Genomic DNA, 16,221 nt, shown 5'->3' with positions numbered 1-16,221 from the left:
TTATATCATCCCTATCTTACGAAACTTCATATATCGTTTTTCCAACATATCTTTCATTCGCATTTTGCTAAGAACTGCCAATTCTTCTTCAATATACTTCTTCATATTCTCTGCTACATATTCAATACATTCTTGAGCACCACCTAATGGTTCCTTGATAATTGCATCAATTACTTTCTTTCCTAGCAAATCATAAGATGTAAGCTTCATTACTTCCGCTGCTTCCTGAGCGCGACTTTCATCTTTCCATAAAATAGATGCAAACCCTTCTGGTGAAAGAATAGAGTAGATTGCATTTTCCAACATAGCAATACGATCAGCAACACTCAGTGCCAATGCACCACCACTGCCACCTTCGCTAATTACAATACTAATGATTGGCACTCTTAAGTTAGAAAAGGTATACAAACACTTGGCAATCGCCTCTGCTTGTCCTCTTTCTTCCGCTTCTTTTCCAGGAAAAGCACCCGATGTATCAACGATATTAATAATTGGTCTACCAAACTTCTCTGCTTGTTTTGCCAATCGCAATGCTTTGCGATACCCTTCTGGATTCATCATTCCAAAGTTTCGCTCAATATTCTCTTTTGTTGTCTTTCCCTTAGCCTGTGCCAAAATGGTAACTGGTGTTCCATTAAAATATGCAATCCCACCAATCAAAGCACGATCATCCTTTACACCACGATCTCCATGTAACTCATAAAAATTATCAAATAATAAATCAATATAATCTTGCGCCTTTGGACGATCTGCATGACGTGCTAGGTATACACGATCCCAAGCACTCAAATTCGAATATGTTTCTTTTTGAATCCGTTTAATTTGCGCATCTAGTTCGTCATAATATTCAGTATTTACATTTTCAATCTTAGCTTTTTCTGCTTCTAAGCTTTTTATTAATATTTCACATTCTCTTAAGTTCATATTATTTACCTACATGAAATGCAATAAGGTCGCTTAACGTTTTTCGTAAATCCTTACGTTCTACAACCATATCAACAAATCCCTTCTCTAATAAAAACTCTGATCGCTGAAACCCTTTGGGCAATACTTCATTAATCGTCTTTTCAATTACTCGTTTTCCTGCAAACCCAACCAATGCATCAGGTTCAGCAATAATAATATCCCCCAACATGGCAAAACTTGCACTAACCCCACCAGTCGTTGGGTTTGTTAGTAACGAAATATAAAATCCTCCCTGATCAGAATAACGTTTTAACGCACTACTAGTTTTTGCCATCTGCATTAATGATATAATTCCTTCTTGCATTCTAGCTCCACCACTTGTAGAACTGATAATCAAAGGTAGTTTCTTTTTCATTGCATATTCAATTACTCTAGTGATTTTCTCACCTACCACTTGTCCCATACTTCCCATCATGAAATTAGAATCCATGATAGCGATAGCAACTTTATGATTATCAATTTTAGCTACTCCACAAATTACAGCTTCTTCTAATCCAGTTGAACGTTTATACTTATCTAGCTTTTCATCATATCCAGCAAAATGATCATCATTTTTACTACTTATATGTTTATCAAACTCTTTAAACGTATTTTCATCAAACAACTGCCGTATTCTTTCACGACCACTAATTTTAATATGATGTCCACAACGTTCACAAACATATAAATTATTTACTAAATCAATATAAGGTAAACTCTCATTACATTTATCACACGTCTTAAAAACATTGTCAGGTATTTCTTTTTTTATGTTTTCATGAACAACTTTTTTTCTTAAACTATGAAATATATCCAGCCGTTCTTGACGTTTCTTAAATAAATTCTCCATTTGCGTTCAACTCCTTTATATATTCTTCAGCAAACCCTGTATCATATCTGCCTTCTACAAACTTTTTATTATGTAATACTAAATAATGAAACTCTATATTGGTTTGAACTCCATCAATAATCAACTCAGAAAGAGCACTACGCATTTTTTTGATACATTCTAAACGCGTTGGTGCAAAGGTGATCATTTTTAAAATCATTGAATCATAATATGGTGGTATTTCATATCCACAATAGACAGCTCCATCATGACGAATACCTCTTCCTCCTGGTATATGAAGAAAATTAATTTTTCCTGGACTAGGTGCAAAATCACGACGAATATCCTCTGCATTAATTCGACATTCAAGTGCATAACCCTCACACTTAATTTCATCCTGTTCAATATTTAATTTCTTTTGATCCGCAATACGAATCTGTTGTTTCACAATATCAATACCTGTGATCATCTCTGTAATCGGATGCTCAACTTGGATACGAGTATTCATTTCCATAAAATAATAGTTATTATATTTATCCAACAAAAATTCAATTGTTCCAACACTGTTATAACCAACATATTTACATGCTCGCACAGCTGCATCTACCATCTTTTCACGTGTTTCTTGATCAAGAATATGGCATGGTGCTTCTTCTATCATTTTTTGATTACGTCTTTGAAAAGAGCAATCACGTTCATACAAATGAATCACATTACCAAAAGAATCACCAATCAACTGAACCTCAATATGCTTAGGATTTTCAATATATTTTTCCAAATAAACATCATCATCGCCAAAACAAGCTTTTGCTTCTGCCTTGGCACTATGAAATGCTGCTTCAAAATCCTCTTCTTGATGAACGATACGCATACCACGTCCTCCGCCACCATTAGAAGCTTTGATAATTACTGGATAACTCATTTCCTTAGCAAGTTCTATACCTTGTTCTACATTCATCAAAATTTCCTTTGATCCTGGAACTACTGGTACGCCTGCTTCCATCATCATTTTTCTTGCCATTGCTTTATTTCCAAGCTTTTCAATAATCTCTGCGTCTGGTCCAATAAAAATCAAATCACACTGTTTTACTAAACGAGCAAACTTTGGATTCTCACTTAAAAAACCAAATCCTGGATGAATTGCATCACAGCCACTGCTACAAGCTGCTTGAATAATATTATTCATATTTAAATAAGAATCTGTCGCTTTAGGCCCCCCTACACAAATTGCCTCATTTGCTAGTTGAGCATGCAATGCATCTTTATCCGCACTTGAATAAATAGCTACCGTTTCGATACCCATCTCTTTACATGTGCGAATAATTCTTACCGCAATCTCTCCGCGATTTGCAATCAATATCTTTTTGATCATAAAAACTCCTATTCAATATACATTAATACATCATCAAATTGAACCATATCGTTATTTTTAACCACAATTGATGTAATGGTTCCATCACGCTCTGCTTTGATTTCATTCATTACTTTCATTGCTTCAATAATACATAATGTATCCCCTTTTGCTACTTGTGTACCAACTTCTACAAAAGGTTTTGCTCCTTCACTAGCAGCGGCATAGAAAGTACCAACAAGGGGACTTTTTATTGCCTCTCCTAAATGTGAAGAATCCTTTTGTGCTTGCTCCATTTGGATTGGCATTGATTCCACATAAGGAACTACGTGTTGTGAAGCACTTGCTTTTTTCATACGAATTTTAAGATCTTCAACTTCTAAATCCATTTCCATAAGTGTACTATCTTCAAACAACTCCATTATTTGTTTTACTTTTTTTGTATCCATACCCATCACCTCTTATATAAAAAAGCTAAGAAATCTTAGCTTACATGTTTATTTCTTTGCATTAATTATATCAATGATATCTTGTACTGTTTCTAACTTAGCTAATTCATCATCTTCAATACGAACATCAAACTCTGTTTCAAGCTCCAATGCAAGTTCTACTGCAGACAAAGAGTCAATCCCTAAATCATCTTTTAAATTTGCTTCAGGTTTAACATCATTTTCATCAACGTTAATCGCTTCAACTAATACTTTTTTTATATCTTCTATCATCATATGTTCCTCCTAAATTAAATTGCTTTGAAATTCAAAGCTGTTTCTATTATACATAGTTCGATTATCAAAGTAAATACTTTTTATAAAAAAAAGGATGTAAGAAAACTTGGAGGGGATTCTTACATCCAGCTAATAATAACGTGGATAGTTTATTATCATTAGCATTCCTATTATATAACATTCTATTTTATATGTCATCCGTTTTCATACAGAAGATGACGGTAATTTCACAACTATTGCTACTTTTTGCTTTATTATGGCTGCTGCTATACATGCAAGAATATCTCCTGGAAGATATACAAGGAATAAGTTATAGAACATCCAACCAAATTTAAAATTCTTTCCAAAGTAAATATTTTGAATGAAATAGAAATAACCAAACCCAATTGCATAAATAATAAGCATTCCAAAAATACAAAGACATAACATTGTCCCAAATGAAGTAAATTTATCTTTGAGTGATCCCACTACTTTAGCGGCCAGTAAAAAGCCTAGCAAATAACCAAAAGATGGTTGCAAGACATACGTAATTCCTCCGCCATTTGCAAACACAGGAATTCCAACTAATCCTATCGCAATGTACAAGAGTACTGATAAAGTGGCTAATTTAGACCCTAATAATAGTGCACATAGTATTACAAATAATGTCTGCATCGTAACAGGCACAAGCGATATCGGTATCTTTATAAACGCACCCATTGCAATAATAAGTGCAAACATAGAAGATATACACATTTCTTTGATTGTTAATTTCATAAGATTTCCCCTTTTCGTAAACAAGAATAGCATATCCTATATCTATTGTAAACGTTTTTGTTGTCATTTGTTTACAATAGATACAAAAAAAACACCTTTCGGTGCTTTAAATATTCGCCTTATTTCGATATTCTTCTCGAAAGTATGCTAAGATACCTTCAAGTGTCTGGTTCAGAACAATATTTTCATCAAGTCCTAAATCTCCAATAGCTTTGTCAATCAAGTTATGATGAAAATCTTCATGAATCGATAAAATAGGCTTCGCTTTTTCCGTCAATACTAACCGAAATACACGTTTATCTTTTTCATCACGATATTTTTCAACATATCCTTTTTTGATTAATTTAGCGACATTGGTAGTTAAAGTTCCTTGGGTTACCATCATTCTTCCAGCCAAATGTGACATAGAGTTGTCACTTCCCTTTTCGATATTTTCAATGATATGAACTTCATTCATTGAAAGGTCTACTCCCTTATCTTTTAAGTTACGTTCCTCAATATATAAAATATAGTTGAACAACCCAACTAATAGTTCGTTAAGAGTGTGTCGAATTTCATAGTTTTTTTCCATAAGGGCAGATAGTAAAGATTACTCTTTGTCCTTAGCTTCTGTTTTTTTCGCCGCTGGTTTCTTTGCTGCTGGCTTTTTCTCTTCATCTGCTTTTTTTGCAGTTGTTTTCTTAGCTGCAGGCTTTTCTTCGTCTGCTTTTGCTACTTTTTTAGCAGGTGCTTTTTTAGCTGTTGTTTTCTTTTCAGTATCAACTGTTTTTGCTTCTGCTTTTTTAGCTGCTGGAGCTTTTTCTTCTTTAACAGCTTGTGGACCTTTTTCTAATGCTTTCTTAGCTGCATCACAGATTGCTGTAAATCCTTTTTCATCATGGATTGCCATTTCTGATAACATTTTACGGTTAATCTGAATGTTCGCCCATTTTAATCCACAAGTTAATTTTGAATAGCTTAATCCATTCATTCTTGCAGCTGCATTGATACGTGAGATCCATAATTTACGCATATCACGTTTCAATTGTCTTCTATCACGGTAAGCATATTTCAATGAATGCATTACCTGTTCGTTAGCTGTACGGTATAGGATGTGTTTTGATCCAAAGTACCCCTTCGCTAATTTAATCGTCTTTTTTCTTCTAGCGCGTGTTACTGTTCCACCTTTTACTCTTGGCATATCAAATTCCTCCTATCCTATTTTGGCAGCATTAGCTTGATACGTTTATAATCGCTCTTACTTACTAATGCTGACTTCGCTAAATGTCTTCTTTGTTTTTTTGTTTTCCCATGGAAACGGTGAGATGTATAAGCATGGCTTCTTTTTAATTTACCAGAACCTGTTTTCTTCACACGTTTTGCTAATCCACTATGTGATTTCATCTTTGGCATATTCTTTTCCTCCTACTTAGCTTTCTTTGTGAGTGGGGCTAACACACAAGACATTGTATTCCCTTCAAGTGACGCCCTTTTCTCTACTTGTGCAATATCTGATATTTCTTCAATGAATTGATTCATTGCTTTTCTACCAACATCAACCCTAGTAATCAAACGTCCTCTAAAACGCATATCGATTTTTACTTTATGACCTTGCTCAATAAACTTACGTGCATGACGTAATTTTGTATCAAAATCATGTTTATCAATATTTGGCGGCAAACGTAGCGATTTTAACTCAACAACATGTCGATTCTTCTTCGCTTCCTTTTCCTTTTTTTGCGCTTCAAAACGATAACGTCCATAATCTAAAATCTTACATACTGGTGGGTTTCCTTTCGGAGCCACACACAACAAGTCTAATTCTTGATCATACGCCACCTTCAATGCTTCATCACGGCTCATCACACCTAATTGTGTTCCATCTGCGTCAATTACAAGCACTTCTCTAAAACGGATCTTTTCATTTACTAAATCTGTATTGACATTATTTGGTACTACTTTTCTAATAACAGACACCTCCTCGCATATAAAAAGTGAGCATAAATTGCCCACTTTACATACTTGTCATTATGTTATCTAATGATGTAGCTGTAAACCTTTGTCTTATCTGACAGCAGGTGAGAAGTGGGACTTCTGCTTTCTACTAACTTTCTTGCTCACTAATAGTATAACTTATTTATTAAAATGTCAAGGATTTATCAACCATTTTATAGCAATCTCCATATTTACTTTCGCAATTTCTTCTAAAGTATAAATTTCTCTTAAATACAAATCTCGATTTGTGACATAATCACTATAAATGCCATAAGCACCAAAATCTAACATAGTATAAATATCTTCTAATTTGTTCAAAGTATAAACATAAACCTTTATATCATGTTCATTAAATATATCCAATGTGTGTTCATCTTCAACCCATTTATAGGACATTAGAACAGCATGAATGTCTTGTTCTTTACAAAATCCAACCACTCTTTTATAATCCATGTTTTTTTCTGCATAGAGTGCATATATCCAATCTTTAAACGGATACAATTTTTTTAATTCAAAATAATTATCTTCTGAATAAAACTGAATAATAAATTGATCTAAAACATCTTCATACTTTCTATCTTTCGCTACAAAGACAATTTTTTCAATGATTTGCTCTACTTGAGTTATATCATCATATTTAATATCTGTAGCAATTCGCACATCTGGATGTGCATCCATAAAATCTAGCAATTCTATAATTGTTGTAGGCGAATACTTATAATGTACCAAGTTGGATTTAAATTCTTCTTTACTAGGTATATAGCCATTTGGATAATCTACTAAATTCCTTTGCGTATCCCATTTATGATTTAATACAATACCTCCATCTGAGGTCATTAGGAAATCAGCTTCAAAATAACGTTTTCCATTTTCATAATTATATTCTAAAGCCTCAATTGAATTTGTATAAGTTTTTCCATCAATGCCACCAAGTGCATGTGTAATCACACGGCTCTCTTTGTACCAAACATCGATAAAACCACAAACATCCTCATCCTCTTCTTCAGCAGATATAAAACCTATATTCATTAAAAAAAGGACATTGCATAGAGACATGATAAATATTTTTATAAAACTATTTTTCAATCTCATACATGTCCTCCCTTTTTAACTATTAATATAATCTAAAATACGACGATAATCTTCTTTCGTATCTACTTCTCCCCAAAAATATCCATTGATATCTTTCACGATAATATCAACTTCGTCTTTCATACTATACAAGGTATTTTCCCACCAAAAATTATATTGTCCTGTAGTCACAAGCTCTTCCAATTGTTTTTTAAATGTTGGTAAAAATGTTTTACTTATCTTAGCAATACCAACATATTCACAACTACGATCTTTTTCCTTTAATTCTTTTCCATAATCTATTAATCTATTACCTTCACATTTAAAGAAATAATCACCTTCTTTGATTCGACTTGAATCAGCAAGCATCGTTACTTCATCTTGTTGTTTCACCAATTCATCCAAAATTTCTTGTGTATAAAAAACATCTGCATTTGCTAGTAGAATATCTTCACCATCTAATAAATCTCGAGCAAACCATAATGATGCAATACTATTTGTAACTTCATAAAAAGGATTTTCAAAAAAGGTAATATTCATATCTTTTAATTCTTCACGAAGTGTATATCCTTTATATCCTAAGATAATATACACATCGATATTATTTTTTTGTAGTAGCTTAACCGTATGCATAATCAAACTTTCATTTTTAAGGGGTAATAAACTCTTCGGTTTATTGGTTTCTGATGAAATTCTTGTTCCCATTCCTGCAGCCATAAGAATTGCTTTCATTATAAGACCTCTCTCATTTTCATTATTAAATCATCATAATATTCATCCTTCATATGCCCTATATGACCTACACGAAGAAGTTTATCTTTTAACGCTCCTCCACTAGGTGTAACATAAATATCATAATTATTTTTTAAATATTCATATATTTCAAATGCATTACCATCTTTAAAATATACTGGTGTTAATGTATTACTTAATGGATAGTTTGGTATCTCAAGACCAATTTCTTTGATTTTTGATCGAAACTTAGTCGCTCTTGCACTTGTCTCACGAATAATATTTTGAATTCCTTTTTCTTGTATATGACGCAACATATCTAGCATTTCATAACAAATACCCACTGCTGGAGTGTTTGGGGTTTGCCCTCGTTCCATATTCTTTACATGCTCATTTAAATTCAAGTAAAGATTCTTAACTGGTTTATTTTTTACCTTTTCTTCATAAAAAGATGCATTCATCATCACCATACTCAAACCAGGTGCTAGTGCTAATGCTTTATGAGAACTAATAATCGTACAATCAATTTTCATTTCATCCATTTTATATTCATCACTTAAGAAACTTGAAATGGCATCAACAATCAATTTCATTTTTTTCTTCTCACAAAATTCACTGAGCATTTTCAAATCATATAGTTGTCCTGTGCTTGTTTCATGAACATTCACTAACATAGCTGTATATTCATTTGCTTCATAAGCCTTTAGATGTTCTTCACTTAAAATTTCACCATATTTCAATTTAACAACATCATGAGGAATTTTATATATTTCACAAAGTTGGACAAACCTTGCTCCAAAGCTACCACCATCAATGACTAAAACATGATCACTTTCATCTAAGCTATTTGATACAACAGCTTCCATAGCAGCACTACCAGAACCTGTAATAATTGCACATTTGCTATCAATATCGGTTTTTAATAATATTTTTAATCGCTCTTCAATCTCCAACATTACATCCGAAAACTCTTGGCATCGAAAATAAGGGATTTGTTTATTACGAACTTCTAATGTTCGCTCAAACATTTCCACTGGACCTACTGTAAATAATCTCATATCATACCTCGCTATATCTTATTATACTAAATTTTATGCATATACAAAAGCGACAATAAAAAAAGACGGTAGCTTATACCACCGTCTCCTATCTACTTTATAATTGCTCCTGTATTGGTAGCAACATAAATATTTACTTTTCCATACTCTTTTGTTTCAATTGTTGCAACATCTTTCATTGGTGTAGCTAAAATCTGATAACTCAGCCCTCCATATTTTGAGGGATTTAATGAACCGATTTGGTTACCAATTACAGGACGTTTATGTAAAGGGTATACATACCATCCTGTTGCTTCTTTTGGTAAATACAACTTTTTTGAAATAGCATCATCTACATCTTTTAAATATTTCCAATCAGCAATACCTCTAATAATCTTTGTATTGTCCATAAAACATACTTTTTCAATTGGCATATTATTCTTTAAATGATAAATTCCATATTTGTTCTTCTCATACATCCCTGCATTTCCTCTTTGGTATTTTCCTTTGGCTACTTCAACATGCAAATGGTTTCCACTAGCGATTCCTGCGGTTCCTTCTTGTGCCATTTGAACACCTTGCTTATAGGAAGACCCTATTGAAAAACCAGTTGGGTCATTATCATGAATTACCATCATACAACAATAGTCAATCGTTCCATCTGCAAAACGTACTTTATGTAAGCTTTCCCATATCACTGCATTTCCATTTTTAGCACTATCTAATGCTACACTTCTTGCACTAAAGGGAAAATAGGCATAATCTCTTCCGCTGTCTTTTCCAGCTAAATCAACAGCATAAGTTCCTTTATGTGTTCCTTCATTATCACCTTGTGTAATATTGCATATTTCCATTGGAAATAAAATATCTTCTATACCATTACGAACACTCGTCTGTCCTTTTTTCAACTAATCATCTCCTTCTTCACCTAAATGGGTAGCATTTTCCAATTCAGGCAATCCTTGAATGCTTGTAAGAAGTGAAATTAACCCTGATAAAAGTGATGATGACAAGACAATAATCCAATTAACATCTGTTATGAGGATATTTGTCCCGATTATCCCTATTGCTGTTTGAGCTATTGTTTTACATGCTCTTACACATGCCAACATCCACCATTCTTTTCTAAATAAGTTTTTCATAAATACTATATTCTAATACCATAAGCTCTTCTAAACCAAGCTTTCGACCATGCTGCAACAACATGTCCTGTTGTAGTCAATGTCGTAGCATTTGTAAACCTAAATTGTACTGCTGCATACACCGCCGCCTTCTGAAACGCCACTGCTTCATATTGATGTGTAGATGTTGAATTTGAATAAACAATATCACTTACACTGATTAAAAGAGAGCCAATGCCATAATTATCACCTTGAACTTCTACAAGAATAAAATCATATTTTTCAATACTATCATTTAAAGTAATACTTGTATTTGCTGAAACAGATTGTTTCGTCAATAATACTTTTTTTGACCTCATATCATCTATTTCATTTTTTGAATACAATTGGCTTAATTGAATTATCCCTTTTTCTGTCTTTTCTTGAATACTAAGTATAATCTCATCAATATAAATTAAACATAATATTTCTTGTTCCACTACATCATTATTTGTAAGCTCGGGTTTTTGAGGTATATCTGCTGATGGGATTCCTTTCAATACTCTAAACCCTAAAAAATCATTACCTTCAGATTCTCCATCTTTGACATACTCAGCAATAATATAATCATATCGTTTTACTCCAAGCGAGCCACTATCAATTGTGATATCTTCATAATTATCGACAACAATTGCTTTTCCATTCAAAAAATATACTCCACTTTTAATCCTAACTGTATTATCGTTAATTTTTACTACTTCTAATCTTTCTTTATAATCCATTACCCCAGATTGTCCTATTAATGAATCTTGCATATATGCCCAATCACTAGCTGATATATATGATTCATTATCTGTTGTATTTTTAATAATTCCTTTTTGTGCCATCTAATCACCTACCTTATATTCAATACTATGGCCTTTTTCATTTATTACTAACTTCTTTTCTATAATCCTTGTTTTGATTTCCAGTGTGGTTATTTCATCAATACCAGAAATTACATCACCAATATTAAAATTTACTATCTCTGTTTTTAAAAACAATTCTATTGTTTTCTTTAAACTCTGTTTACTAAAAGTTTCCAGCACTTTTTTCTTTAGTTCATCAAGAGAATTTACTTTTTCATCAACAAAGATTTGCTTAATGATTGTATTCGTATCTATGTGTGTTTCATTTAAATCCAATTCTGTAATCGCACCCGTTTCATCTCGATACATAAAAACTTGATAATTCCCCTCGTCACTTGTGCTATTTCCAATAATGAGATCTACTTTCTCACTTTCATCTATTGAAGAATCAATTTCGATATTATAGTCTTTATTAATTGTATCTTCATACACTCCAAGCTCTTTTATTGAAATCATTAATTTATCATTAACACTATTATGTCGAACACTAATATAAATATCTTCATTTTCAATTAGTTTTTCTAATGCTTCCATATATGTTAAATATCCGATTTCTCCTTCTACTAATATATTCTCGCCTGTATCATCTATCATACAAAGTCCTAAACATTCTTGTGACAATGAATAATCTTTTATCTGTGTTATCAAATCTTCTATATATCCATTAACATTTAATAATTTCTCGCGTTTCTTCGTTGTTTGATTATATGGAGGAAGTAAAACGTCTCGATTTAAAAGATAGCGAAAGTTTACACCTGATACTTTTATCATTTCTTCTGTATGAGTTATCTTTTCTACCCTTCCTCCCCACTCACTCTCTGCAATATATACCCAATCTCCACATACAATTGGTGCACTCAACCATGCACTTTGACTCATCTGAATTTCAAAATCATTTTTATTCATATCCAATTCTTTATGCAGTGAAAATTCAGCCTTACTGTAGTTTTTTATGATCCCGCATTCTTTAAATCTTAAATCATCTTCTTTAACTACTTTTGCATGTACTATATCCATCTAGGCTCATTCCTTTCTGTATATAGGCAAATTGAAAAAGAGAACGTTCCATCGTAGTCAACTTTATTTTCACCAATTTGAATTGGTAAAAATATAGAGCTGCTCTTATCTCTTTCATCAAAACAGTTCACTATTTCTCCAGCAGCAGTAATCTTCACAATCGTTTTATCATTTTGATCAATAATATAACGTTCACTATCAAGTAACTCACCATTCATAGCATATAAGTTTTCACCTATTCTTACCTTCGGATCTTTAATAGGTCCATAAAAATACAGCTTACACTTTACTGGAGCATAGTGATTATTTAAAATGTCCATATTCTTCCATGAATATTTGAATGAAACTGGAAAACTCAAAGGAAAATGAAATCCTCCATCAATTGAATTTTTTTCATATATTGAGAAATCATATGTTTTTTCTGTAATCCATTTAGGACTTTCACAAAACAATGACAATGTAATATATTCCATTGCTGCATATTGATTCCACTCCTTTTTTGAAGAAGCTACTAAATAACAGTTTATATACTCATCATTAACATACAATTTCCCAGGCTGTTTTGCTTCAATATCATAGTTTAATTTTGTTTCTAAATCATTTAATATTTCTGCTTTTTTAGTTCCTATAACTTGTAAAGATATAGTTTTTACTTTTCCTAGTGAGTATATCTGATTTAGTATTGTTTTATTTTGAGAAGGCATATTGGTACTATCATATGAAAACTCATAATCAAAAAGATTGTGGTCAGCATAAATAAAAGGAGCTTTTGAAAAATCAATCACTCCACCTAATCCTTCATAAGATATTTTATATTTCATCATTTATTCACCTCACTCACTAGTTTTCCAAATTCTCTACGATCCATTTTTACACTAACACCATCCATCATTCCCATTACGGAATGCATGAAAATCTGTGCCATTTTGTTATAGTCAATGATATCTACTGGATCTGCGCCTCCTCCACGTGTAAGTGGTGCTACCGTTGTTCTTGTTCCATTTTGCAATAACAGCTCAGGTCCTGCTTCTCCAACCATTGCTATTCCATTCATTAAGTCTCCACCTTTAGCTAATCTTTTAACTTCTTCTAGCTCATCTAAATTTAATCCATATTTTTTTCCACCTATAAATGGTATCCAATCTGGAAGTTCAAATTTGAAAGTTTTATTAAGCTTTCTTATCATCGAATTTATTATTCTAATAACTGCATTAAAAATACCAATTATAATATTAGGTAATAAATTCTCCAAACCTCTAAATACCTGATTTATCAATTCAGATACATATGTAACAATTCCTTTAATCATAGACGCTATTATGCCAGTAACTATTTGAAGTAAAGATAAAACTTTTTTAAATACATCACCTGTAAATGTATTTAATTCAGAAAAAACTGTATTAATTGTTTCTTGTATTAATGATGGAATCGACGTTATAAAACTAATTACTGGTTGTATTACTGAAAGTATATTTCCAATTGTTTGTTGAATAGAATTCCATAAAAGAAATATTTGTCCTATTGCTGTTTCAATAAACTCTTGCCAACTGTTTGAGAGTGGAACAATTCCTAATTCAATGACATTTAAAAATGCTGTTGTAAGTCCTTCAAAAACAGGTTTTAGCACACTATCCCAACCAGATAAAAATGCTTCTTGAATAACCTGCCAAGCTTCTGCAACTAAATTACGAAATGCTTCAATAATAGTACCGCCATCAAAAATCAAATCTATAAATGATTGAAATAGATTTATAATATTATTAGTCAATTCCATTACTTTCTCAAATCCAGAAATCATTGTACCTATTAGCTCTGAAAAAGAGTCTGCTATTATCTCTGTTGCATCTAAAATTCCATTCATATTTAAATTATTATCCATATTTTCTCCTTTCTAATTCAAAGTGATATATTAGCATTTCATTAAAAATTATCGGATCCATTTTCCAAAATTCTTCTTCACTTAATCCAATTAAAAGAGCAGAATATAAAATTTCTGCCCATTTTATTTCATATTTTTTTGTAATTCTATTCTCCCTTCCTGTTTTTTTTTGAATGCCTTCATCTTATCACTAAAAATATTAAAAATTTTAAATATTGAATCATCATCAACACTAATTAACGACAGTGCTTCTTCATGTGAAATTTTTTTCCCATTCGAGCGTAAAATTGAATAAATTAATATTGAAGCAACCTCCATTTGATTATTTTCACTTTTCATTTTTTTATTTAGTTTTTCTAGTCCGTAATCACTTAAAAGCTTTAATGTTAACCAATTAATACTAATTTCTAAATTTTCACCATTTGTTAACGTTATATCACTCATATTACGTACCTTGGATAACTTCTGCTAAATCCTCTGGTGATAAAATCGGTTTGCTGAAGAACTTTTCTTCCGTTAATCCTTCAGGCAATTTAAACTCTGTTTCAACTTTTGTACGATTATCTCCATTATCATTAAATGCCATAGCCGAAATCGTAAACGTATCATTTTGTTCTGCAAACTCTACATCACTTGTTGTTACTTCATCAGTATTTGCTGTAAGCTTACATTTTGGATACCATTCATAACGATAGAATCCGTTCTTAAGCTCAACAACCTTACCATAAGCAAAGTATGGACGTTCGCTATTGCCACCACTCATGATAAGTCCTGTAGTGTCAATTACATCTCCACGCATCTTTGCTAATGTTTCAGCAGGGAATGCAACTACTTCAACACTGATATCCGTTGAAGCTAGAGTAGATACTACTTCATAATCTTTTCCACTAGCTCTTACTTTTGTACTTGTCGCATTTTCTGTAACACTAACACTCTTCACAACCTCTGTCTTTTCTACTTTTGCTTCATATTCTCCATTAAATACTCCATTTTCATTATCAAGAGCAAAACAAACATATTGTGCTCCTACTGTCTCTTTAATCTGCGGTCTTTTATTTTCAATTGCCATAATTTATATTCATCCTTTCATCGTTTATAAAATGCATTTGCATCATTTTTTATTAAATTTTCAAAAAAGCTGTCAACCCCAATAAAAACATCATCCTTAAATATAAAGTTTTGCTTTTCAAATTCTTGTATTGCTTGTTTCTTTGCCAGTTTACTAGCAAAAGGAAGATTGCCAAATAATCGCTCAATAGCATTCGATTTTTTCAATTCTAACAGTTCTTTATCATATCTTTTTTGAGTTTCTAACAACTCCTTTACATCAATTCCGTTATATCTCTCTACTATTTGATTCAATTTAGTAAGTTCCTTATATAAATGGTCATTTTCTTTTTGCATCTCATTCATTTGTTTTTCTCGCAAAACCATTTGTTCTTTCACATGATTAACATCTTTTCCATTTTCTGCCATTACAAAATCAATTTGTTTTTTTGTAAGACCTATTCGTTGTAAGTTTTTCGTTTTCATACTAACCTCTCGTTTTAGACTTTTTAGGTGGTAGCCATCACCAAACGTGCAATTCTTTTTAGGTCATAAGCCTGGACCAATAACTATTATTGATAAGCTAGTTTTTGTACTTCTTTTGCAATCCTTAGCATTTGTCTATGTTCATATATCAAGACTTCTAAACGCTCAATTGCTTCTGTCTGCGTAGTTCCAATCGCAAACAATTCTGGATATTCTTTACTTTCTACTTTATAACATTCTACTAATTTTACTTTCATTACGTTTTTCATGTTTGCTCCTTTTCTAAAATAAAAGTGTTGTTTTTTATCTAAACAACACCTACGCAATTATCACAATATCATAGTAACATCTTTTTAAGCGTACA

General features: G+C 32.0%; 22 protein-coding genes, 1 pseudogene and 1 other annotated feature. All 23 genes and pseudogenes read right to left on the bottom strand.

All coding sequences use genetic code 11. The features are described 5' to 3' along the window. The 23 genes and pseudogenes from M2475_RS04640 to M2475_RS04530 all read right to left on the bottom strand — a co-directional run bounded on the left by M2475_RS04640 (position 1) and on the right by M2475_RS04530 (position 16,126). Positions 1-924, bottom strand: coding sequence for an acetyl-CoA carboxylase carboxyltransferase subunit alpha (locus M2475_RS04640; protein WP_277489910.1), 924 nt, complete (start codon positions 922-924; stop codon positions 1-3). 1 nt (position 925) lies between these two features. After that, positions 926-1,795 carry an acetyl-CoA carboxylase, carboxyltransferase subunit beta gene (gene accD / locus M2475_RS04635; RefSeq protein ID WP_277489908.1) on the bottom strand — a complete coding sequence of 290 codons (870 nt, stop codon included), beginning with the start codon at positions 1,793-1,795 and terminating at the stop codon, positions 926-928. Further along, positions 1,779-3,146, bottom strand: coding sequence for an acetyl-CoA carboxylase biotin carboxylase subunit (locus M2475_RS04630; protein ID WP_277489906.1), 1,368 nt, complete (start codon positions 3,144-3,146; stop codon positions 1,779-1,781). The genes accD and M2475_RS04630 overlap by 17 nt, the downstream gene beginning before the upstream one ends. Before the next feature lie 8 nt (positions 3,147-3,154). After that, positions 3,155-3,574, bottom strand: coding sequence for a biotin/lipoyl-containing protein (locus M2475_RS04625; protein ID WP_277489905.1), 420 nt, complete (start codon positions 3,572-3,574; stop codon positions 3,155-3,157). A 48-nt stretch (positions 3,575-3,622) separates the two neighbouring features. Continuing rightward, on the bottom strand, positions 3,623-3,847 hold the full coding sequence (locus M2475_RS04620) for an acyl carrier protein (RefSeq protein ID WP_277489953.1): 225 nt from the start codon (positions 3,845-3,847) through the stop codon (positions 3,623-3,625). Between the two features lie 207 nt (positions 3,848-4,054). Continuing rightward, positions 4,055-4,606 (bottom strand): biotin transporter BioY, encoded by a 552-nt coding sequence (locus tag M2475_RS04615; protein WP_277489903.1) that lies wholly within the window; start codon positions 4,604-4,606, stop codon positions 4,055-4,057. A gap of 106 nt (positions 4,607-4,712) precedes the next feature. Then, a complete protein-coding gene (locus M2475_RS04610; RefSeq protein ID WP_277489901.1) occupies positions 4,713-5,063 on the bottom strand; it encodes a MarR family winged helix-turn-helix transcriptional regulator in 351 nt (116 codons plus the stop codon). 366 nt (positions 5,064-5,429) lie between these two features. Further along, a pseudogene (gene rplT / locus M2475_RS04605) lies at positions 5,430-5,786 on the bottom strand (50S ribosomal protein L20); the annotation flags it as partial. 17 nt (positions 5,787-5,803) lie between these two features. Beyond that, positions 5,804-5,998: a 50S ribosomal protein L35 gene (gene rpmI / locus M2475_RS04600; protein ID WP_277489899.1), complete on the bottom strand. Its 195-nt coding sequence runs from the start codon at positions 5,996-5,998 to the stop codon at positions 5,804-5,806. A 12-nt stretch (positions 5,999-6,010) separates the two neighbouring features. Next, the gene (gene infC, locus M2475_RS04595; RefSeq protein WP_277489897.1) at positions 6,011-6,562 is read right to left on the bottom strand and encodes a translation initiation factor IF-3; all 552 of its coding nucleotides are present in this window, start codon (positions 6,560-6,562) and stop codon (positions 6,011-6,013) included. A gap of 3 nt (positions 6,563-6,565) precedes the next feature. Then, positions 6,566-6,691, bottom strand: a sequence feature (ribosomal protein L20 leader region). A 42-nt stretch (positions 6,692-6,733) separates the two neighbouring features. Then, the gene (locus M2475_RS04590; RefSeq protein ID WP_277489895.1) at positions 6,734-7,672 is read right to left on the bottom strand and encodes a glycerophosphodiester phosphodiesterase family protein; all 939 of its coding nucleotides are present in this window, start codon (positions 7,670-7,672) and stop codon (positions 6,734-6,736) included. Between the two features lie 15 nt (positions 7,673-7,687). Continuing rightward, positions 7,688-8,383 carry a phosphocholine cytidylyltransferase family protein gene (locus M2475_RS04585; RefSeq protein WP_277489893.1) on the bottom strand — a complete coding sequence of 232 codons (696 nt, stop codon included), beginning with the start codon at positions 8,381-8,383 and terminating at the stop codon, positions 7,688-7,690. Further along, the gene (locus tag M2475_RS04580) at positions 8,383-9,441 is read right to left on the bottom strand and encodes an aminotransferase class V-fold PLP-dependent enzyme (protein WP_277489892.1); all 1,059 of its coding nucleotides are present in this window, start codon (positions 9,439-9,441) and stop codon (positions 8,383-8,385) included. The genes M2475_RS04585 and M2475_RS04580 overlap by 1 nt, the downstream gene beginning before the upstream one ends. 92 nt (positions 9,442-9,533) lie before the next feature. Next, positions 9,534-10,328, bottom strand: coding sequence for a hypothetical protein (locus M2475_RS04575; protein WP_277489891.1), 795 nt, complete (start codon positions 10,326-10,328; stop codon positions 9,534-9,536). Beyond that, on the bottom strand, positions 10,329-10,562 hold the full coding sequence (locus M2475_RS04570; protein WP_277489890.1) for a holin: 234 nt from the start codon (positions 10,560-10,562) through the stop codon (positions 10,329-10,331). It abuts the gene before it with no gap. A gap of 5 nt (positions 10,563-10,567) precedes the next feature. Beyond that, positions 10,568-11,407, bottom strand: a complete 840-nt coding sequence (locus M2475_RS04565; RefSeq protein ID WP_277489889.1) for a hypothetical protein — start codon at positions 11,405-11,407, stop codon at positions 10,568-10,570. Further along, entirely contained in the window at positions 11,408-12,445 is a 1,038-nt protein-coding gene (locus M2475_RS04560) for a hypothetical protein (protein ID WP_277489888.1), read from the bottom strand. It lies immediately after the preceding gene. Continuing rightward, a complete protein-coding gene (locus M2475_RS04555) occupies positions 12,436-13,266 on the bottom strand; it encodes a hypothetical protein (protein WP_277489886.1) in 831 nt (276 codons plus the stop codon). The genes M2475_RS04560 and M2475_RS04555 overlap by 10 nt, the downstream gene beginning before the upstream one ends. Then, positions 13,266-14,324, bottom strand: coding sequence for a hypothetical protein (locus M2475_RS04550; RefSeq protein WP_277489884.1), 1,059 nt, complete (start codon positions 14,322-14,324; stop codon positions 13,266-13,268). Before M2475_RS04550 ends, M2475_RS04555 begins: the two co-directional genes overlap by 1 nt. 123 nt (positions 14,325-14,447) lie before the next feature. Beyond that, entirely contained in the window at positions 14,448-14,768 is a 321-nt protein-coding gene (locus M2475_RS04545) for a hypothetical protein (protein ID WP_277489883.1), read from the bottom strand. Position 14,769: 1 nt separating this feature from the next. After that, entirely contained in the window at positions 14,770-15,393 is a 624-nt protein-coding gene (locus M2475_RS04540) for a major tail protein (protein ID WP_277489881.1), read from the bottom strand. Between the two features lie 17 nt (positions 15,394-15,410). Further along, on the bottom strand, positions 15,411-15,857 hold the full coding sequence (locus M2475_RS04535; RefSeq protein WP_277489880.1) for a hypothetical protein: 447 nt from the start codon (positions 15,855-15,857) through the stop codon (positions 15,411-15,413). 86 nt (positions 15,858-15,943) lie between these two features. Then, complete coding sequence (locus tag M2475_RS04530) at positions 15,944-16,126, bottom strand: hypothetical protein (RefSeq protein ID WP_277489879.1); 183 nt, start codon at positions 16,124-16,126, stop codon at positions 15,944-15,946. Positions 16,127-16,221 lie beyond the last annotated feature (95 nt).

Origin of the sequence: Breznakia sp. PF5-3, assembly GCF_029504745.1 — a bacterium.
In the GTDB taxonomy this organism is placed as follows: domain Bacteria; phylum Bacillota_I; class Bacilli_A; order Erysipelotrichales; family Erysipelotrichaceae; genus Breznakia.
The sequence above is the reverse complement of the archived record's forward strand: the minus strand, read 5'-3'. Positions and strand labels throughout refer to the sequence as shown.